This window comes from Yersinia similis (assembly GCF_001053095.1).
Lineage (GTDB): Bacteria > Pseudomonadota > Gammaproteobacteria > Enterobacterales > Enterobacteriaceae > Yersinia > Yersinia similis.
In genome coordinates, this window is the sequence record NZ_CGBP01000038.1 from 1 (window position 1) to 20348 (window position 20348).

Genomic DNA, 20348 nt, shown 5'->3' on the forward strand with positions numbered 1-20348 from the left:
TCCGTTGCAGGCACTTTGTCAATAACCTCATAATATTTAATTATTACATCCGCCAGATCATCTTCCACCGTATAAAAATAACAAGCGGGGACCTGTAACACTTCGGCAAAGCGACAGATCAGCTCAAAATCAGGTGTGTGTATTCCACGCTCGTATTGATTCATTCGCGCACTGGCTGCTGCTTCGTCTATCCCTGCCAGGATACCCAAACGTTCTTGCGATAAACCTGCCCTTAGACGAGCCTCTTTTAAACGATGAGGTAGCATGAAAATCCCGATGTTTTACACAACTTGGTGTGATTCTCATCTCTACGTCTTGAAATTTCACTAAGTAATACTTCGCATTTAAGCTGTGTAGTGAGTTGATACCTGAGTGGGAGGATGATATCCCTTATCCTATCCCTCTCCTCCTTTGTGACAAATATCACTGAAACCGCGTTAATAATCAGTTTGCAGTGGGGTATCTTGATTTTTTTTGACAAGATGTAGTGGACAAGATGTAGCCTTGAAACGTTATGTCGCTGCGGTGATGACCGAATTGCAAAACATGCTGCCCGAAAGGAAATACCGGGGGCTTCTATTCAAGTCCGCGTCTATCTTTAAACCACTTGGTGTTATTGACTGCCATGGAAGAAAACGCTCAACAATGCACAGAAAAATATATTTCAGCACGTAGCCAGCATCCTACTTGGATCTTGCTCGCCTCTCGTCGCGCCCCTTTGGTACTGGGTTGTCTGCGAGCCATGTTTAAGACGTCACATGACGGTATACCGATGGAAGATGCGCTTCAGGCGCTGGCGGGTATCCTCTCCGCGCATGCCAGTCAGGAACTGTATGAAATCGAGCCTGATAATACCCATCTTCAAGCTGGGCGCGAGCTACGGGAGTGGATCAAACGCCGTCTGGTTGTTGAGCGAGAAGGGCGAATTTTTGCAACGGATGCACTGGAAGTCGCGATACAGTTTGTTGAATCGCTGGATAGCCGCATTATGACCTCCACAGCTTCACGTCTGTCCGTGGTGCAACGTGAAATAGAAAATCTTGAGACCAGTCTTAATCCCAACCCAGAGAGCCGAATTAATAAGCTGCGTAGTCGAATAAAGGCGCTGGAGGAGGAACTGTCGCTGGCAGAAGCGGGACACATCGTGGTGCTAGATGAAGCACAGGCGGTTGAAGGGATCAGGGAAGTCTACAATTTGGCCACTTCCTTGCGTGCTGATTTTCGTCGTGTAGAGGATTCTTGGCGAGAGGCTGATCGGGCGTTGAGGCAATCTATTATCAGCGAGCAGTATCACCGGGGTGAAATCATCGACCGCCTGCTTGATGATCAAGACTCACTGCTGAACACACCTGAAGGTCGCGTGTTCGACAGCTTCCAGCAACAACTTCGCCAGACGATTGAACTGGACAATATGCGCCATCGCCTGCGCACCATTCTGCGCCATCCCGTTGTACCCAAAGCATTACCATGGTCACAACAACGGGATCTTCACTTTCTGGTGAAGCGTCTGGTTCAAGAAACTAAGGTGGTGTTGCAGGCCAGATCCCGTAGTGAGCGGGATGTGAAAGGTTTTATGAAAACCGGCCTTGCTGCGGAGCACCACCGTGTAGGGCAACTGCTCAATGATATCTTTAGTCTTGCTTTGAATCTGGATTGGCAGCGGCTGGCGATAAGGCGGCAAGAGATCCCTTTGCCGCCCTTGGGAATGGCGGTGACAGGCGTTCCTGCGGTAGAGCGGTTACGTTTTAAAACACTGGATGAGGATATTGAGCCAGAACTGGATCTGAGCACCACGTCAGTCGGCTTGGAACAAGTGGGTGATGATTTTTGGGATGCCTTTGATGGTTTGGATCGAGAGGCGCTGATCCAAGGTACCCTGAGAGTTCTCGCAGAACAAAACAGACCCATTAGCCTTGGTGAATTGGCGGTTTTACTCCCCCCAGCACACGATCTGGAAACTTTTGCCCTTTGGCTGGGAATGGCACATGAAGCCGGTATCACCATTCAGAATGAACAGCGAGAAGCGGTTGAACTGATTGACGATGAACAGCGCATATGGCGCTTCTATCTTCCCTATGCTGGGCTGGAAAGTCAGGCACTTAAGGATATTGACTGGGAGTTGTGAGCATGACAGGCATCTTTGATCGGTTAGTGAATACAGGCAACGGAGAGCTAACCCAAGATGTGCTGTCGCATATCGAAAGGGATGATATGACAACCGATGCATTGCCTGATACGGACAGCGAGTCTACCGAAGAGAAGCGCACTCACAAGCGAGTACGTGAGGCTGCTCAGGAGCTTCTTAAGTACGGTTTACTTGAAGAGAGTCATAAACCCAATCTGTATCGCATCGCACTGATCCACACCGAAGAAATGGCCAGCATTTTGGAGCCTCTCGATCTGAGTATGGGGATCGATGAGGTTCGTGGGCTACTCTTTGTCATGGTACGGCAGCAGGAAACCTCGGAACAGGATGATTGGACGCATCCGTTGGTGCGCCGGCAGCGCTTGAATCTGGAACAATCGTTACTGATTGCCATTTTACGTCAGCACTTCATTGCCTATGAACAGGAAAACGGAATAGGTGCCAGCCAGGCATTGGTTGTCGTGGATGATTTGATCCCACAGCTACAGGTGTATCTGGGGGATCTGGGCAGTGATGCCAGAGAGCGAACACGGGTGATTAATTTATTAGATCAGCTCAAAGGGCATGGATTGGTTTCTGCTCCAGACGCTCATGAACGGGTGATTGTTCGCCCAATTATTGCTCATCTGGCCAATCCTGAGAATTTACAAGCTTTGTTAGCATGGCTACGAGATCAGGTGGAAAGGAGCGAGTTGCCGGGTGACGCCAGTGAACTGATGGGTGGGGAGGAGATGCCATGAAACAATCCCCTCTCTGGTGCGATAGCGAAACCTTCATATTGACACATTTGGATCTTTTTAACTGGGGTGGCTTCAAAGGGGTTCATCGGGCGGTTATTGATCCCGCAGGGACGGCGGTGATCGGCCCCACGGGTAGCGGTAAAACAACGCTTGTTGATGCTCTGATGACGCTGTTGTGCGCTAACCCTCGCTATAATCTGGCGTCTACGGGGGGGCATGAGAGCGACCGGGATCTGGTGTCCTATGTGCGGGGGGTATCCGGCCCCGGCGATGGCGGTGCCGGGCAGTCACATATTGCCCGACAGGGCAAAACAATCACTGGGGTTGTGGCTACGCTGGCATGTGATACACAGCAAATTCGCTTGGGTGTCTTGCTGTGGTTCGAGGGCACCAGCTCTGCTGCAACAGACATGAAAAAACTGTGGCTGTTCAGCGATGCCCCTGGACACACCCTTGAGCATTGGTTGAATGTACACCATGAAGGGGGGATGCGGGCATTGCGACAGATGGAGAAAGAAGGCACGGGGATCTGGACCTACCCGAGTAAAAAATCTTATCTGGCGCGCTTGCGTGATTACTTCGACGTGGGTGAAAACGCGTTTACGCTACTGAATCGCGCTGCCGGCCTAAAACAGTTAAACAGTATTGATGAAATCTTCCGTGAATTGGTGCTGGATGATCACTCAGCCTTCGAGCGTGCCGCCGAAGTCGCCAATAGTTTCGATGATCTCACTGAGATTTACCAGGAATTGCAAATCGCCCGTAAGCAGATACGGTCACTACAACCTATTGCCGATAGCTGGGGGCGTTATCAGGTCCAGTCACGCCTGCTGGAAGAACGGCAGGCACTCGAGGTCATTTTGCCTATCTGGTTCGCCGAGCAGGCCCATGGTTTGTGGTTGGTGCAAACACATCGGCTAGAGAAGGAAATCAGCGAGACTGAATCCACCGTAAAAGAATTACAGCGGCAACAGGCCGAACAGAAAAAGCAGGTGAATGAGCAGCTGAAACGCTATTGGGATGTGGAGGGAGGAAGTGTTGATGTTCTCAAAGATCGCATTACCGATTGGCAGAAAACCTGCCATCAACGGGAGATGCAGGCAGCAAATTATCAACGGCTAGCAATAAACCTCGATCTATCACAGGAGTTGACCGCTGCGGGGTTGCAAGCGAATCAACAGAAAGCCGAAACACGCCTGATGGCCCTTTCTGAAGAGATAAGTGCCGCCGAGCGAAGCGCATTCAGTAAAGGGATTACCGATCACGAGTTAACTGAGCAGCTTCAGCAGTTATGTCAAGAAAAGATAGACGTTGAGCGCCGGCCCGAATCTAACCTGCCTAGCCAGTTTCAAGCTTTTCGCAGCGCGTTGGCTACCGAGTTGGGCCTGGATGATACAACCTTGCCCTTCGTCGCCGAGCTGGTTCAGGTCAAGCAGGAGGAGAAATCCTGGCGTGGTGCCATCGAACGAGCAATAGGCAGCCATCGCTTACGTATATTGGTCCCCCACGCGTCGGCTGATGCTGCCCTGAATTGGGTCAATCAACGACATAACCAACTGCATGTGCGTTTACTCGAAGTGAAGTCGCCAGCGTCCCAGCCCCTATTTTTCCATGATGGTTTTACGAAGAAACTTACCTACAAAGAACACACCTCCCGAGAGACCGTGAAAGCCTTGTTGGCAGATATTGATCGCCATTGTGTCGAAAATACCGATCAATTACGGCATACCCCACATGCCATGACTGCGCAGGGGCTAATGTCGGGCAAGGCGCGTTTCTTCGATAAGCAGGACCAAAAACGTCTGGATGAGGGTTGGCTGACGGGTTTTGATAACCGTGATCGGCTGGCTTTTCTGGCGGAGCAGATACAACAGAAAGAACAACAGCTACAGATAGCGACGCAAGCGCTTCGTCTTGCTCAGGCTGCCGTGGGTAAATTGCAGGAACAAGCCAATGCGTTAGCACATATTCAGGCGTTGAACTTCGAGAGTATTGACCTACCCACTGCGCAGCGCCAACTGGAAGAATTACAGGCTCGTCTGGATAGGCTGACCCATCCGCAGTCCGATATCGCTATTGCTAAGGCCGCACTGGATGAGGCTGAAGCACGGCAAAAAGAGCTTGAAAGGCAATATCAACAAGAAGTGACTGCATGTGCTGGTTTGAAGAAGGATCTCGAACGTGCAGCAATGCTCAGCCGTAAAGTCCATAACATCGCAAAACAAGGCATGACCGGTGCACTACAAGCGTTAGGCGCAGCGCATTTTCCTCAGGTGGCCCCCGAGCAACTGGACGACATTCAGGACATTGAACGTGAGCATGCACGCCAATTGCAAGGCCGACTCAATGAGGTCAATGACCGATTACAACGGTTACGGGATGAGCTTATCAAGCGGATGTCCGACGCCAAAAAAGAGGATACTGGCGCGCTTTCGGAAGTGGGGCGGGAATTAGACGATATTCCCAACTATCTGGCGCGCCTACAGACCTTGACCGAAGAGGCGCTTCCCGAAAAACTTAAGCGTTTCCAAGAATATCTGAACCGTTCCTCTGATGATGGGGTGACGCAGTTACTCAGTCATATCGACCATGAAGTTGCGTTGATCGAGGAGCGTCTGGAAGAACTTAATGACACCATGCGCCGAGTCGATTTTCAGTCTGGGCGCTACCTGTGTTTGATCGCCAAACCGGTGGTGCATGACAGTATGCGCACGTTACTGCGCACGCAACGCCAGCTTAACTCGGCTCGTTTCGTCGATGATGATGGCGAGAGCCAATATAAGGCGCTGCAAGCGTTGGTCGGATTACTGAAAGATGCCTGCGAACGCAACCGCACCCAAGGGGCCAGAGCGTTGCTGGACCCCCGTTTCCGCCTTGAATTCGCCGTTTCGGTGATTGAGCGGGAAACCGGGAGCGTCATTGAGACTCGTACCGGTTCACAAGGCGGTAGTGGTGGAGAAAAAGAAATCATCGCGTCTTATGTACTGACCGCATCCCTAAGCTATGCGCTGTGCCCTGATGGTCGCACCAAGCCGTTGTTCGGTACTATTATTCTGGATGAGGCATTCTCGCGTAGCTCTCATGTTGTCGCCGGGCGGATTATCGCTGCCCTGAGGGAATTTGGTCTGCATGCGGTCTTCATCACGCCCAATAAGGAGATGCGTCTGTTGCGTCATCACACACGCTCGGCGATCGTTGTTCATCGGCGTGGGCCGGATTCCAGTCTGGTCTCATTAAGTTGGGAAGATCTAAATGAACATCATCAGCAGCGCAACAAACCAATATGAAATCACCCATTGATATTGGCAAGCAATTGGCCAGACAGTGGCATCAGTCTAAGGTGAGGTCTGAACGCTTACTCACACCCGGCTGCTGGCCTTTGCAACTGCCAATAGGTAAACCGTCGGCAAAGATTTTTACTGCAAATACGCAGGCAGTGCAGCGCCATGTCGAGGTCTGGCGTCAGGTCAGTATCGGTCTTGTTGAATGGGAATCCGTTAGCTACCGTGCCAGCCTCACGCCTGTTTCAATTCCCGTTCGATGGTGTTTGCGCACCCCCTCTGAGTGGATCAATGCAGCATCGAACCTGCAAGTCAGTCAGGAATTTCAACAACTTGAGCAACTGGTAGCGCAGGTTGATAAATCCTTTCATGCCTTGCTGATTAACCAGCGGGCGCTTTGGCTGCATAAAGATCCACATGAGGTGATTACCGCGGCTAATCTTGCCTGCAAATTGACACCCGGCTGTGCTCAGGGGCGACCTTTACGCCTGCTGTCCGAGTCTGGAGTAGACACGAAGTTCTTCGAAAGAAACTATTCGTTGCTGACAAAACTACTTGATGAGCGTTTTGAGGGGGAGGCCTCTGGGCAGGGTCTGGCAACCTTTCTTGATGCCTTCGAAGAAAGCAGCCACTGGGTATTGGTCACTCCGTTGGCTCCCGGCATACTCCCCTTCAACATGAGTAAGGTCACAACAACAGAACTGGCGAGCGTAGATTTACCATGCTCACGCATTCTTATCGTAGAAAATGAACACTGTATTCACCAGTTACCGCAATTGCCTGACACCATTGCTATTCTGGGCTCAGGTCTGGACTTGCAGTGGCTGATTTCTCCTAATTTAAAGAGCAAGTCGATAGGTTATTGGGGGGATATGGATACTTGGGGGCTATTGATGTTGGCGCGGGCAAGAGCGTTCCAGCCAGCGATTACCGCACTTTTGATGGGCCGCTTGTTATTTGAACACTACGCATCAGGCTCAGCGGTCGCAGAGCCGGTCAACGCTCAACAGGCGGTTCCCGAAGGGCTTCATCACCACGAAGCAGACTTTTACCGATACTTATTGTCACAACCGCGGGGGCGTCTTGAGCAGGAGTATTTACCACGGGGCGTGGTCGAAATGGCGCTTACTGAATGGGTCGGTCACATTTCTCTTTAAGGTTTATGGGCTTATAGTTTTTTATCATCCGGTCTCAGCGGAGCTGTGGTGATATCAGGGGCGATACCTGTGGTGGTTGCCAAGTGGCTTGTACCACAGTAGCCTGTTTCTTCCCCTGCCAGAGTGAGGGGAAGTTCATCATCCTTTATTCTTGCGCTATCTTCTCTCTTACGGCGCGTATGACTTCCAACCTGGCTGGCATATCAGGATGGGAATTCAGCCACTCTGGTATACCAACCCGAGTTTCGGCCTCTGGAGTGGTGGCTTGTTGCAACGCATGGTAAATCTCTTCCATGGCTAACAACGAACGCTTTTCGCGCTGCATTTCGGCTATTGCCCAGGAATCTGCCTCGCTCTCTATTGTGCGGGAAAACTGCATCTCATGAATAAAGGCGGCCGATTGCAACAGCGTATCGCCAATGCCATTGACGTCCCCGGTCATCCACATAAAGGTCAAGGCGACTAATGATGAACGTACCACCATCTGCATCGAGTGGCGGTGGGCATGGTGTCCCATCTCATGCAACATCACCGCAGCCAGGGCATCATCACTGGTCGTCAGCTTGATCAAATCGTCGCTGATCACCATTGTGCCATCAGGTAACATAAAGGCATTGGCTGTCGTCGGCGCGGTCATCAATACCAGTTTGAGCGGTGTGCGTTCCTGCCGCATTTGCGGGGGCATTACCTGTAAAAAGAGTTGTTGGATCGCTTCTTGTCGTTCTGCGGGTAACGCTGAAGGTTTAAATCCACTTTGCTGTAGCCATTCAAGGGAGTGTTCCCCTAGCTTCTGCTCAGCAGTGGTTGGGATACGCAGCGCAATTTCACTGCTGGCCCAAGGAAGTAACCAATAGATGTAAGCCAAAATAAGTAATGGGGTGATGAGCAACGTCAACAATACACCGCTTTTATGACGCTCTAAGCGATGCACCACCCCAGGTGAACGCTGTTGGTATAGCCACTTACGGAACAAGGTGTCATCGGAGGGAACAAAGCGGCCGCCATCAGGAAATGTCAAATTCAGCGGGATAGAACCTAATGAAGACGAAACGTTGAGCTGCGACAGGGAGAAATAGTGCTGTTCTCCATCACGTAGCAATGTCACGTTATCGCCTATTTCATTTAGCAGTAGTCGGGCCGCCTCGCGGGCGGCCCGGCCTGGGTACTGATAATATCCTTCAACGATCACTGATAGTTACTCAAAAGCCAGTTCCCAGATCGAGTGCTTGTAATGCTTCTTCGGCGAGAGCGCTATTCGCTGTGTCCTGATGAGCGTGGATATTCAGTAAAGACAAGTCACCTTCAATCTCAGTTGCATCAGCCATATAGCGTGCATGGCGTACTTCTGCAATTGGTGTGGCAAGCCCCAATGAGCACACAGTGATCAGGCTGTTGGTAATTAGCAGGCCCATATAAGACAGGAGTTTCATGGAAGAACGTAGCTTGATGTCACCTTGTAATGTTGTTTGACTAAACAGGTAATTACGTTGGGCAACTATGCGGTAGCTGTTGGAAACCATGGTGCCGAGTAGCAACATCAGCATCATGAATAGCAGGTTGCTGAAATTCTGAATTATCAGCATAGCTGTCTTATTTTCGTTGGCGATGGAACCATTCAGGGCCGATTGGAACAGATCGGCAAAAAACGCACCTGCGAACATCATAGCAACAAAAAAGAATGGGATAAAAATCAACACACTGAAAAAGGCGATTTTAATAAATGCTGATTTTTTTAACGTACTAATAAAAGATGAATTACCAAAAGAGAGGTTATTAACGTACAGGCTGTGTTGCAACGTGCTCACAATGCCATTGATAACTGCCAGCAGGGGGACCAGAAGAATCGCAGAAACAGCAACGAGTGTAAGAGTCGTAGAAGGGCTGCTGGCAACAGAACCTAGAAACATCGCCATGACGACTATCACGGCATAGAGCCCCAGAATTAACAGCAGTGGGCAAAACAGTAACGCCCAATAAGCCTGTCCAGTCTGGCAGTGATAATTAAAACGAACACCACGATAGCTGGTCATAATGGCATTGTAGCGCCAGCCACGGATAATAAGCCATGGAATCAATGCCAGAAACACCAGTGCAACCAAAAGGCCAAGTTTTGGGGAAATTGCCAATAATATATAGAATAAAATCACACCACCAATAACCATCAAGCGCCCTTTAAGGATCTCGATTGGCTCTGCGTGATAATCAAAACGATCACCGTTTAGCTCAGTATTGCCATAAAAGTAACGGCGACGACGTACGGTAGCCCAGGCAGAATAAACACCCAGTGTAATTATCGTTAGTAGTAAATTAACTAACCAGATAGAGAAATACTCGCCACCTTCGCCTTTGAAGGCCATTCTATGTAGCGATTTATTTTGTGAAGCGTTATCTGCCATAAACCTTTCATCCTATAGGTAATATAATCCGCCTATATGTTCCTATTTTTATTCACAATAGGTGTTATGGAGATAGATGATATCCACATAATATTCACAAGGCAGTAAAGTGCAGAATAATAATCTCAAGTGAAATAGATCGCAAATGATGTTTTATTCTATTTTCATTATTTGATTTATATGGCTTAACTAACTAAATGATTTTATGAGAAATACTAAATTCCGCGCCCGGTTTTGTTTTTAGGGTAATTTGTCATTTATGACAACGAATGGCTCCTTTAATAATAAGATAATTCTTGTATTGATCGTGTGAAGCCATTATTTACCTCTCTAGGGATAATGTGAAATTCGTTTTTTTTTGTTATTAAAAAATAGACAGTAAGGGTATCAATTGTAATATTGTCAGTACAGGCCGCACGATTATTGATTGGATTAAACCATACTCAGGTATTCTAATCGCAGAGGAAGTACATCGCTTCTATACTGTAATATCGGTGAATGGATGTTAATCGATTGTAGCAATGTGTGCTGGATGTAACAGTTGCGGTAGAGAAGGGGTGATCTTTGTCTTCTTTTCGGCGTAACATGCGCTTGATGGTAGATCCCGACAGAGGATGACGTGTCGGATAAAATCTTTTTAAGGAGAGGATATGCCGATTCCTGAACGTTTAAAACCACGCAAAGCCACTAAAAATCAGACACAGACACTGCTTAAGCTACTCGACGAGATATCCAGTACTCTCGAAGATAATGGTGATCAAGAAAACGATCGGGTACGAGAGCTTATTTCACAATGGAATGAAGTTGCTTGCCGAGAACATGATTTCCATGAGTTTAGGGATTTTCACGCCTATACCAGCAAAGAGGATTTTATTATTTCAGCCCAGCGTAAAGCTAAATATATCGAAGATTTTCAATATGCTGAGTCAATTGAACTTGTTAATGTTATCTCACAAGCGGAAGGTATCGAACCCGATATACATTATGCGGTCGATCTTTTGGATGAGAATTTTCCTGATGGTGATGCTTCAGATCTCATATTTTGGCCTAACTATTGGTTTCAGAATGAAGATATGTTCCACATTGAACTCACTCCGGAAGAGACCGTAGGCTATCTTATGGCTCGTTCAGGAAGAACGTTGCAAGGTGCTCCAGAGATTGAATTGAGATACCCCTATTACAAGTCTTTAAACACACAGCCAGGGTGAATGTTAATTCACCCTAAAGAGTTAAAGAAGCGATCGGTAGCGACATATGTTTACCGATCATGCGGTCAGCGTTATGGATGTTCTTGAGTGAAAACACCAATCTATACCCGTCATGCTTCAAGTTGCATGTGCGTTGGCTACGCTCGTTTCTGCTCCTGGCGCTAAGTGTCAATAATAGTGTCACCCGGATCACTTACTGGTTGTTGACGTTAAAATAAATAGACTCATCGGGATTAATGCGTTTCATCGCTCATTGGTGCCGAATGCATCGGCTTGTTTCGTACTGAAATAATGACAGGTGCCACGTCTTAGGTGGCACCCTATGACCGTTATCTGATGACTTAAAACCTGATTACTTCAAATCTACTTATTTCAACAGGAATGATTTCCCCTGTTTAAGCACCAAATCGCAGGCCTTGGTTTTGATTTTTTCTGTGATTTGCCCAGTACCTAGGTCATTCAGGTTTACGCTTTTGCCTTCACTGGTTTTCAGCAACCCGCCCAAGCCCTCTTCATAATCCGTACTTTTCGCCGTTTCTGTGCCACTGATACCCAGTTTGCTCATGAGCTGGTCTTTAATCGCCGTGGTGCCATCGCTTGATAACACATTATTCTGTACGCAATATTGCAAAATACCGGTGGCATTGTTCATGGTGCCTGCACTTAACGCTTTATCTCCGCCATTGAGTAAGTTAGTCAGTGATGACATTGATGACATTGATGGCAGTGATGATGAGCTACCGGCTGATTTACCGTATTGCTCTGCGGTACTTTTTACCGAATCCAATAAACTGTTGGCGTGAGCAGCACCGGTCACTAGAGGGGTAGAGAAAGCCAGTGCTAATAATAGGCGATGAATGTTATCCATAGAAACTCCTGTTTTATATGGCGGTCACAGCCAATACGGCGTGAGACCGTTAGAAAGGTTATTCATTGTTACCTTTAATCGTAGAATTGTTATCTTTATGGTGATGATTGTTGTCTTCGACCGTAAGAATAGCTTACAGATTGCATTTTGGTCGTCAGATCTGATTGACAGGGGTGTTTATCTGACGGCGTTTACGCACGATCCACAGTAGTAGTGGTAAAATTAGCACGATAACGGCCAGTATTAACAGGCTCTGTGCAATTGTGCTGGACCACAAAATAGTATAATCGCCATTACTGATCGACAGGGCGCGGCGTAGGTTTTGTTCCAGCATCTCTCCTAGCACAAACCCCAGAATCAGCGGTGACATTGGGAAATTCATTTTCCTGAGCAGATAGCCGAAGATCCCCAGCCCTACCATTAACAGCAAATCGAAAGTGGTGCTGTGTACCGCATAGACACCGATTGCCGATACGGCGGCAATCGCGGGGACCAGAAACCACAGTGGAATGGTTAACATACGAGTGAAGAAGCCGACCAGTGGCAGGTTCATTAGCAGTAAAATTACGTTAGCAATCAGCAGAGAGGCGATCAGCCCCCAGACGATATCCGGTTGCTCGGTGAACATCGCCGGACCCGGTGTGATGTTATACAAGGTCAATGCGCCCATCATGACAGCTGTAGTACCCGAACCGGGGATCCCCAACGTTAGCATAGGAATAAAGGAGCCGCAGGCAGAGGCATTGTTGGCCGCCTCCGGTGCGGCAACACCACGGATATCCCCTTTACCGAAGCTCTCGCTGTTGCCACTGATGCGCTTCTCTGTCATGTAGGTCAGGGCACTGGCGATAGTGGCCCCCGCACCTGGCAGTACGCCGACGAAAAAACCGATGACAGAGGATCGCAGGGTTGGCCCGACGCATTGTGCGGCTTCTTTACGGTTGAACAGCAGACGCCCGGTTTTACGTACCAGTTTCTGACCACTACTGGTGCTCTCCAGCATCAGTAGGATCTCACTGACGGAGAACAACCCGATAACCACAACAATGAATTGGATACCGTCGGAAAGATGCACGCTATTAAATGTGAAACGATAAACGCCGGTGTTGGCATCAACGCCAATGGTTGCCAGCCCTAGCCCGATTAACGCCGCCAGCATTGATTTCAATGGGTTTTGGCTCATCATGCTCGCGAGGCAGGCAATGGCAAAAACCATTAATGCGAAATACTCGGCTGGGCCGAAGGCCAGTGACCACTGCGCTAGCATCGGTGCAAACAGAATGATCCCACCAATAGCCAGCATTGAGCCGACAAACGAACTGACCGCTGAAATGGATAATGCAACTCCTGCCCGGCCTTGCTGTGCCATTGGATAGCCATCGAGAGCCGTCATGATAGCGGCGGCATCACCGGGCACGTTCAGTAAGATGGAAGAGATACGCCCGCCATATTCGCAACCGATATAAACCGTAGCCAGCAGAATCAGCGCAGACTCAGCGGGCAATTTAAGGGCGAAGGCCAGTGGCAGTAAAATGGCGACACCGTTGATAGGCCCCAGCCCCGGCAGCAAGCCGACAATGGTGCCAATGAAACAACCGATCAGGGCAATCATCAGGTTCTGTGGTGTTAACGCCACTTCAAACCCTTGCGACAAATACATCCAAGTTTCCATCACTGCCTCATTAGTTCAGCCATATGCCGAGCGGTAGGGTGACATCCAGTAAATAATCAAAGGCATAGAACAGCAATAGGCCCAGAGCCACACCAGAGAAAGCGGCGACCCCGATTTTCGCCCCAAATAACAAGGCAATACTGAACGTCAGCAGGGCCGTCGCCAATGGGAACCCGAGCCATTCAAACACCGCGGCATAGATCACCAATGTCAGCACCATCACTAACAGGCGATAAAGCACTTTGGCATCGGGCCATACAATCACTTCAGGTTTACGCAGTAACAATAAGACGGCACAGAGTGTCATTAATGTCAGAATGGCTATTGGGAAGGGCCGTGGACCAAGAGGTTCATAGCTGTACTCACTTTGTATTCCCCAGCCAATAAATAGCCCACCGAGACATAGCAAGATCCAGATACCCGCAAAAATACGATCGCTCATGGTTTTTTCCTGCGTTATTTGGCAAGGCCAAAGGTTTTTGCCTGTTCGCGGTACTGCTCAACCTGTTTTTTGACGTAGCTATCAAGTTCTTTACCCGACAGATTGAATTCAAACAGGCCCCGTAAATCCCGTTGCTTTTTGAACTCATCAGTTTGTACCAGAGTATTAAAGGCCTTGGTCCACCATTGATATTCGGCGTCACTGACATTCGGCCCCAAATAAAATCCACGGATAATAGGCCAGACTAAATCGTAGCCTTGCTCTTTAGCGGTAGGGATAGCAGACAGTGGCTCAGGTAGGCGCTGTTCTGCATAAACGGCCAATACGCGCAATTTGTTACCGACCAGATAGGGCACCATTTCGCTTAAATCGCCAGATACCGCCTGAATATGATTACCTAACAGTGCGGTGATAGATTCACCACCGCCTTCAAAGGCCACATAGCGCATGCTGTGTGGATCGACCCCCACCTTATTGGCTAATAAGGCGACTTTCATCCAATCCTGACTGCCGATAGATGCCCCCGCCCCGAACACCACATTTGTCGGATCCTTGGTAAAGGCATCCATTAAGTCTTTTAGGGTTTGGTAAGGGGAGTCTGCGCGTACGGCGATCATGCCGTAATCTGTGCCAACGGAGGCCAGCCATTTGACGTCATTAACGTTATAACGGCCAAATTTATTCTGCGCCAGATTAAGCAATGAGCCACTGGAGAAGGCGACCACCGTACCAAACTCCGCAGGGCGCTGTGCCACGATGGCATTGTAGGCGACAGCACCAACGCCACCCGGCATGTAGGTCACTCGCATCGGGCGGTCAATGGTTTTGGTTTCCTGTAACGAAACCTGAATTAACTTACAGGTGAGATCAAATCCGCCACCGGGCTTGGCCGGTGCAATACATTCGGTGCGGTTCGGTGGGTCAATGGCGAATGCCGCCTGGATGGTGAACAGCAAAGCTGATGCAATCAGAGTGCGGGTCATTATTTTTCTCATCTTATTCCTCTTATTGTTTTCTCATAAATTGTGAGCGTTACCGCGATTGTGTGGTTATCGGATTGTTAAGTCATTAACCTTTCAGTTACCTTTCAACGGGAAGGAAAAATTACAGGATGTGATATGCGTCTCTTGTTAGTAGAAGATCACCCCGAGTTATCTCACTGGTTACAGAAGGCACTAACGCATGTGGGCTTCGCTGTGGATGTGGCGCATGACGGCATTGCCGCTGACCATTTACTGCAAAACGAAAATTACGCTCTGACAGTGCTGGATGTCGCACTGCCACGCTTGAATGGCTTAGATTTGTTGGCGCGGGTACGTAAGCGAGGGCAAACGTTGCCAGTACTTTTATTAACGGCCAGAACGGAGGTGGCGGATCGGGTGAAAGGGCTGAACATGGGGGCTGATGACTATCTAACAAAACCGTTCGAACTGGATGAACTGGAAGCGCGTATTCGTGCGCTATTGCGTCGCAGTATGGATACGGCAGTACAAGCATTGCAATTTGGCGATCTAACTTATCACGATGAGGGCTATTTCCTTCTGGATAACAAGCCATTAGCACTCACACCACGGGAATCCACCGTATTGACCACGTTGATGCACCGCCGTGGCAGGCCGGTTGCCAAGCAGCAATTGTTCGAACAAATGTTCACCTTATCTGATGAAGCCAATCCGGAATGCATCGAGTTGTATATCCACCGGGTGCGTAAAAAGTTGCAAGGCAGCAACGTTGCCATCCAAACATTGCGTGGTCTTGGTTACAGCCTGGAATGTACCGATAATGTACGCTAGCCAGTGGCGTTGGGTTAAAACACCCCATTCGTTGTTCCATCAGTTGCTACTGTTTTTTGGTGTACCTTTGCTGATTTTGGCGAGTATTTCTATCTATACCGATTATCTCAGTGCCATGAATGCAGCCACACTGGCTTATGATCGCACGTTATTAGCCTCCGCGCGGACAGTGGCTGAACGGTTGGTAGTACGCAATGGGCAGCTTGAGGTCGATGTACCTTATATCGTCTTGGATAATTTTGAACGCAATATGAATGATCAGCTTTACTACCAGGTGATCACTCCAGAAGGCAAAAGTATCGCGGGGTACAATGACTTGCCGCTACCGCCAGCTAACACGCCACGCTCGGCACTGTATTCCGCCTTGGTGCATTTTTATCACGCTGATTATCATGGTAAACCAATACGTGTCGCCGCATTTTATCAACCGGTTAATGAGTCTGGTGTCATGGGTATGGCGATGGTGTTGGTGGCGGAAACACTGTCATCCCGGAATGGTTTGGCGCAACAGATCATGGTATCTGCGATTTTAACCCAAAGCATATTGGTCGTGCTGGCGTTTGCGATGGCCTACATTTTGCTCAAATGTCTGCTCAAGCCGCTACGAAAACTTTCTAGCCTGATGGTGCGGCGCGATCCCGGTGATTTGACGCCCATCCCCAATGTTTTGCCTTGGTCAGAGATGGAGCCGCTATTGTTGGCGTTTAACCGTTATATTGAGCGGCTACGCGAGATGCTGGCACGTCAGGGGCGTTTTAGCGCCGATGCGTCTCATCAGTTGCGTACTCCATTGGCTGTCTTGAAAACACAGGCTGCGGTGGCACTAGCCAGCTCATCTCCTCAGCAATGGCGAGAAAGTTTACAGGCGATGAGCCATACGCTGGACCATACCGTCTTACTGACTGACAGGTTATTGCAGTTATCCCGCATGAAAATACACGAACGCACATTGGCACCGGTCAATCTGGTCCCAGTATTGCGCGATGCCTGCTTCGCACGGCTTTCTCAGGCGCGCAGTAAACAGATCGATCTCGGTTATGAGGGGGTGTCCGAGTGCTGGATTGATGGCGATGCCTTGTTGCTGAGCGAGTTGTGCGACAACTTGTTGGATAATGCGTTGAAATATACCCCAAGGCACGGTGTCGTCACGGCTCGGTTGGTCAAGGAGCAACATGCGGAGCAATGCCTGATGGAGATCGAGGACAGCGGCCCTGGTATTGCACAAGGTGACATTATGCAGGCGCTAATACCTTTTAACCGGCTTGATAATGTTGGCGAGCAGCAGGGCGCGGGATTAGGGCTGGCCTTGGTGAAAGATATTACGGCTTACCATACCACCCGCCCAGAGTTACTGCGTAGCGAGTTACTCGGCGGTTTATTGGTGCGGATAAGTTTTCGTTTGCAACGTATCAGCCCGTAATAATTTTTTAATTCGGTGATTAAACAGAACACTCAAACCAGATTGAGTGTTCTGTTTTAGTCTATTCTTTTGCACTATTCTTGAGAAAAATTACATTATTACTTGTTCGGGTGTCACAAAACTGGGGGCAGGGGATCCATTTTTTTACACATACAATATATAAGGTAGTAAATACCCTAAATAATTCGAGTTACAGGAAGGCAACCAACGTACATGCAACTTGAAGTATGACGGGTATAACGTGACGGACGATGATGGTTTTTTCCCTGGCAGGAGGCAATGAAAATGACAACAAGGGCAGATATAAATAGAGGGCGTTTAATTTATACAGAGCACCTTGGATGGATTGATTTTGGCTTAGGTATATGAATAGAAAGCTGATTCTATTTACTTTAATTTTAGCTTCATTGTCTATCTATTTATGGTGGTTAATCACCATGCCGAGTACAACCTATAATGATAAAAATATACTTAAATATTATTCGTTTACATATAAAGAAGTCATTAACGCCCCTAGGTTGTCCGATAATTATTATTTTGAATATATTCCTAGTGATGAAACCAGTCCCCAAAGCAGTGTTATGTACACTTGTGGATTGAAAAATATTGATGAAGGTTACAAGAGTTTGGTTTCGTACATCATAAAAACGGGTATACCATTAAGAAAAGAGTACTCATTAGAGCTGAATATTTTGAACTCATCAAAGTGACGATTAAAGGTGATGAGTGTTTAATGTTAGTTTTATCAAAGTAAGATAATTGAATGGTTCTATATTGTATGTAAATTAATTTGGCTTTAGTCATTATATTTCATGCTAACGCTATTTTAACCGGGCCGCGACACATTGGTATCACGGCCCGCATTGACTAAAGCATTAAGCCAAGGAATCAAGCTAAGGCATCAGGCCGATAAATACCGTTTTTTTGCGTGGGCCCGTCATTAATGGTGCCAACTGTTCGACACACTGTAAGTAATGCGGTGTTGTCTTGTGAATGGCGACCGCAGCTTCATCGGTATAGGCCTCGTAAATATAAAAGCGCGTCGGGATATGCTCGTCCCTTAACACATCAAAACGTAAATTCCCCGCTTCGCGGATAGAACCAAGGTGATTGGCGCGAAAAACCTCAATGAACTGATCAACTTTATCCTCTTTTACATTAATTTCGACGAGAGTAACGTGCATACTTTTCTCCTTGTCATGGGGGCCATTAACGGTAGGTAAAATCATGGATGGCCGCTGGTTCTACTCAATTTTTTTCATGGAGGAACAGTTGGTAAGCCGCTGCGGCATTCTCATTTTTATGTACAATGGCATGTACCGCTTTCAGCATGGCAATTGGCGCATCTGACTGAAAAATATTGCGCCCCATATCCACGCCTGAGGCCCCTTGATCAATCGCCTGGTAGCACATCTCCAGCGCATCACGTTCCGGCAACTTTTTCCCACCTGCAATCACAATAGGTACCGGGCAACCGGCGGCAATGCGTTCAAACCCGCTATCGACATAATACGTTTTGATCACCTGCGCCCCCATTTCTGCCGCGATCCGGCTGGCCAGCGAGAAGTAGCGTTGATCTCGCACCATATCTTTACCCACGCCTGTCACCGCCATGGTTGGCATGCCATAGCGCATCCCTTGATCGACCAATTGGATAATATTCTTAATCGACTGATGCTCATGTTCCGTACCGATATACACCTGTGCGGCGACCGCGCAGGAATTGAGCCGTACAGCATCTTCCATCGCTACGGCGACCGCTTCATTGGATAAATCTGTCAGAATTGAGTTAGCACCCGAGGCGCGCAGTACCACCGGGCGGTTGGCCGCCGCTGGAACGACGCTACGTAAAATACCGCGGGTACACATTAATACATCGGCATACTCAAACAGCGGGGCGATATTGATATCAATTCGCTCCAGCCCGGTGGTCGGCCCCTGAAAATAGCCATGGTCAAAGGCCAGCATCACCGTACGATTGGTCTTCGGGTTAAAAATCCGCGCCAGGCGGGATTGCATTCCCCAATCGAGGGAACCTGAACCTTTCAGCGTAAACGCGGGGTTCTGCTGTGGGATACCAATACCAAAATCTTTACCGTCTTTGATGTCGTCTAAATCAGCCATTTTTAATTACTCCATTCGTTCTGTTCAGGCCCGCCACGGGGGCGGGCCGCTAAGATTAAAAGTCGTATTTACTGATATTTTCTTTGGTGAAGATGACGCGCTGTGGCAGCAAGACGATACCGTTGCCTTTCGCCTCATAGTCATAACCCTGCACACGGTTAGGGGAGACCTCAACCACACCAATATTCGGGATATCAATCTTATCCCCTACATTCAGATTGCCTTTTTTCAGCATCTCATTGGCAACATACACTGAGATTTTGCCTTGATTCACCACATCCCATAGGCCGAACTCTTTGACCGTGCCACGCTCCACATAGGGGCGCATCACGTTCGGGGTACTGAAGCCGACGATGGCAACATTATCGCGTTTCAGGTTTTCGGCGGCTTGCGCGGCCGCAGGTAGGGCGTTAGCATCCGGAGCAATAATCGCATCCAAATCGCCATAGGCTTTTAAAATACCCTCGGCGGTTTGCAGGGATTTTGTGGCATCGTTATAACCAAACTGAGTGGTGACGATTTCCCAGCCGGGGTGCTCTTGTTGAATCTTTTTCTTCGCCTCATTGACCCACTGGTTCTGATCGGTCACCGTCGGGCTGGAATAGAAGAACGCCACCTTGGCTTGCTCTTTTTTCACCTGATTGGCCGCCATATCCACCAACATTGACCCCAATTGATTTGGCGTACCCTGGTTGATATACACCGAGCGACATTCTGGTTTGGTATCGGAGTCCCAGGTTAGGATTTTGACGCCCCGTTGCATGGCGCGCTTCAAGGCTGGGCACAGGCCATCCGGTGATACTGCGGACACTACGATGGCGTTATAGCCCTGATTAACAAAGTTATTGATCAATTGGACCTGGCCGGAAACGCTTGGCTCGGTCGGGCCGTCATAGGTGACATCCACCCCCAATTCTTTTCCCGCATCGACGGCACCTTTACCGCCACTGGTGAAGAAACCGACCCCGACCAGTTTCGGGATAAATGCGATGCGTTCCGCAGCTTGTGCGGTAGTGATACAGGCAAATCCAAGAGCGCAAACCAGTGCCAATTTTTTTAATCTTTGTGTTTTCATTGCTATCTCCGAATCACTGTTTTGTT

The 20348-nt window shown here is 48.6% G+C and carries 17 protein-coding genes and 1 pseudogene; 8 read left to right on the forward strand and 10 right to left on the reverse strand.

Annotated features, from left to right (window positions below):
- A partial coding sequence (locus tag AC971_RS19280) for a helix-turn-helix domain-containing protein (RefSeq protein ID WP_053084928.1) occupies nucleotides 1–266 on the reverse strand: 266 nt, incomplete at its 3' end.
- Between the two features lie 359 nt (nucleotides 267–625).
- Here AC971_RS19280 and AC971_RS19285 point away from each other — a divergent pair.
- From AC971_RS19285 to AC971_RS19300, 5 genes and pseudogenes are all read left to right on the forward strand, one after another.
- On the forward strand, nucleotides 626–2125 hold the full coding sequence (locus AC971_RS19285; RefSeq protein ID WP_071825465.1) for a DUF3375 domain-containing protein: 1500 nt from the start codon (nucleotides 626–628) through the stop codon (nucleotides 2123–2125).
- Between the two features lie 2 nt (nucleotides 2126–2127).
- On the forward strand, nucleotides 2128–2886 hold the full coding sequence (locus tag AC971_RS19290) for a DUF4194 domain-containing protein (protein ID WP_025382465.1): 759 nt from the start codon (nucleotides 2128–2130) through the stop codon (nucleotides 2884–2886).
- A pseudogene (locus AC971_RS25340) lies at nucleotides 2883–3086 on the forward strand (ATP-binding protein); the annotation flags it as partial. The gene AC971_RS19290 and the pseudogene AC971_RS25340, both read left to right, overlap by 4 nt.
- Before the next feature lie 1737 nt (nucleotides 3087–4823).
- Nucleotides 4824–6173, forward strand: a complete 1350-nt coding sequence (locus AC971_RS25345; RefSeq protein ID WP_231573035.1) for an SbcC/MukB-like Walker B domain-containing protein — start codon at nucleotides 4824–4826, stop codon at nucleotides 6171–6173.
- Nucleotides 6170–7324: a DUF3322 domain-containing protein gene (locus tag AC971_RS19300; RefSeq protein ID WP_025382467.1), complete on the forward strand. Its 1155-nt coding sequence runs from the start codon at nucleotides 6170–6172 to the stop codon at nucleotides 7322–7324. Before AC971_RS25345 ends, AC971_RS19300 begins: the two co-directional genes overlap by 4 nt.
- Nucleotides 7325–7469: 145 nt before the next feature.
- On the opposite strand, the gene AC971_RS19305 is transcribed toward AC971_RS19300, so the two are convergent.
- A complete protein-coding gene (locus tag AC971_RS19305) occupies nucleotides 7470–8513 on the reverse strand; it encodes a M48 family metallopeptidase (protein WP_025382468.1) in 1044 nt (347 codons plus the stop codon).
- Between the two features lie 10 nt (nucleotides 8514–8523).
- A complete protein-coding gene (locus tag AC971_RS19310; protein WP_025382469.1) occupies nucleotides 8524–9720 on the reverse strand; it encodes a YjgN family protein in 1197 nt (398 codons plus the stop codon).
- Nucleotides 9721–10370: 650 nt separating this feature from the next.
- On the opposite strand from AC971_RS19310, the gene AC971_RS19315 reads away from it, so the two are divergent.
- Nucleotides 10371–10928, forward strand: coding sequence for a hypothetical protein (locus AC971_RS19315; protein WP_025382470.1), 558 nt, complete (start codon nucleotides 10371–10373; stop codon nucleotides 10926–10928).
- 367 nt (nucleotides 10929–11295) lie between these two features.
- Here AC971_RS19315 and AC971_RS19320 read toward each other — a convergent pair whose 3' ends face one another.
- The 4 genes from AC971_RS19320 to AC971_RS19335 form a co-directional block, all read right to left on the reverse strand.
- Entirely contained in the window at nucleotides 11296–11796 is a 501-nt protein-coding gene (locus AC971_RS19320) for a YjjA family protein (RefSeq protein WP_025382471.1), read from the reverse strand.
- Nucleotides 11797–11950: 154 nt separating this feature from the next.
- Complete coding sequence (locus tag AC971_RS19325) at nucleotides 11951–13468, reverse strand: tripartite tricarboxylate transporter permease (protein ID WP_025382472.1); 1518 nt, start codon at nucleotides 13466–13468, stop codon at nucleotides 11951–11953.
- 10 nt (nucleotides 13469–13478) lie between these two features.
- Nucleotides 13479–13910, reverse strand: coding sequence for a tripartite tricarboxylate transporter TctB family protein (locus AC971_RS19330; RefSeq protein WP_025382473.1), 432 nt, complete (start codon nucleotides 13908–13910; stop codon nucleotides 13479–13481).
- Between the two features lie 14 nt (nucleotides 13911–13924).
- Nucleotides 13925–14905 carry a Bug family tripartite tricarboxylate transporter substrate binding protein gene (locus AC971_RS19335; RefSeq protein ID WP_025382474.1) on the reverse strand — a complete coding sequence of 327 codons (981 nt, stop codon included), beginning with the start codon at nucleotides 14903–14905 and terminating at the stop codon, nucleotides 13925–13927.
- A gap of 123 nt (nucleotides 14906–15028) precedes the next feature.
- Here AC971_RS19335 and tctD point away from each other — a divergent pair, with 123 nt between their 5' ends.
- Together tctD and AC971_RS19345 are read left to right on the forward strand one after the other, a co-directional pair.
- A complete protein-coding gene (gene tctD, locus AC971_RS19340) occupies nucleotides 15029–15703 on the forward strand; it encodes a transcriptional regulator TctD (protein ID WP_025382475.1) in 675 nt (224 codons plus the stop codon).
- Nucleotides 15693–17123 carry a sensor histidine kinase gene (locus tag AC971_RS19345; protein ID WP_038402113.1) on the forward strand — a complete coding sequence of 477 codons (1431 nt, stop codon included), beginning with the start codon at nucleotides 15693–15695 and terminating at the stop codon, nucleotides 17121–17123. Before tctD ends, AC971_RS19345 begins: the two co-directional genes overlap by 11 nt.
- An 893-nt stretch (nucleotides 17124–18016) precedes the next feature.
- On the opposite strand, the gene lsrG is transcribed toward AC971_RS19345, so the two are convergent.
- From lsrG to lsrB, 3 genes are all read right to left on the reverse strand, one after another.
- Nucleotides 18017–18307, reverse strand: a complete 291-nt coding sequence (gene lsrG, locus AC971_RS19350; RefSeq protein WP_002209186.1) for a (4S)-4-hydroxy-5-phosphonooxypentane-2,3-dione isomerase — start codon at nucleotides 18305–18307, stop codon at nucleotides 18017–18019.
- A gap of 64 nt (nucleotides 18308–18371) precedes the next feature.
- Entirely contained in the window at nucleotides 18372–19247 is an 876-nt protein-coding gene (gene lsrF, locus AC971_RS19355) for a 3-hydroxy-5-phosphonooxypentane-2,4-dione thiolase (RefSeq protein WP_025382477.1), read from the reverse strand.
- 55 nt (nucleotides 19248–19302) lie between these two features.
- Nucleotides 19303–20322 carry an autoinducer 2 ABC transporter substrate-binding protein LsrB gene (gene lsrB / locus AC971_RS19360; protein WP_025382478.1) on the reverse strand — a complete coding sequence of 340 codons (1020 nt, stop codon included), beginning with the start codon at nucleotides 20320–20322 and terminating at the stop codon, nucleotides 19303–19305.
- Between the last annotated feature and the right edge of the window lie 26 nt (nucleotides 20323–20348).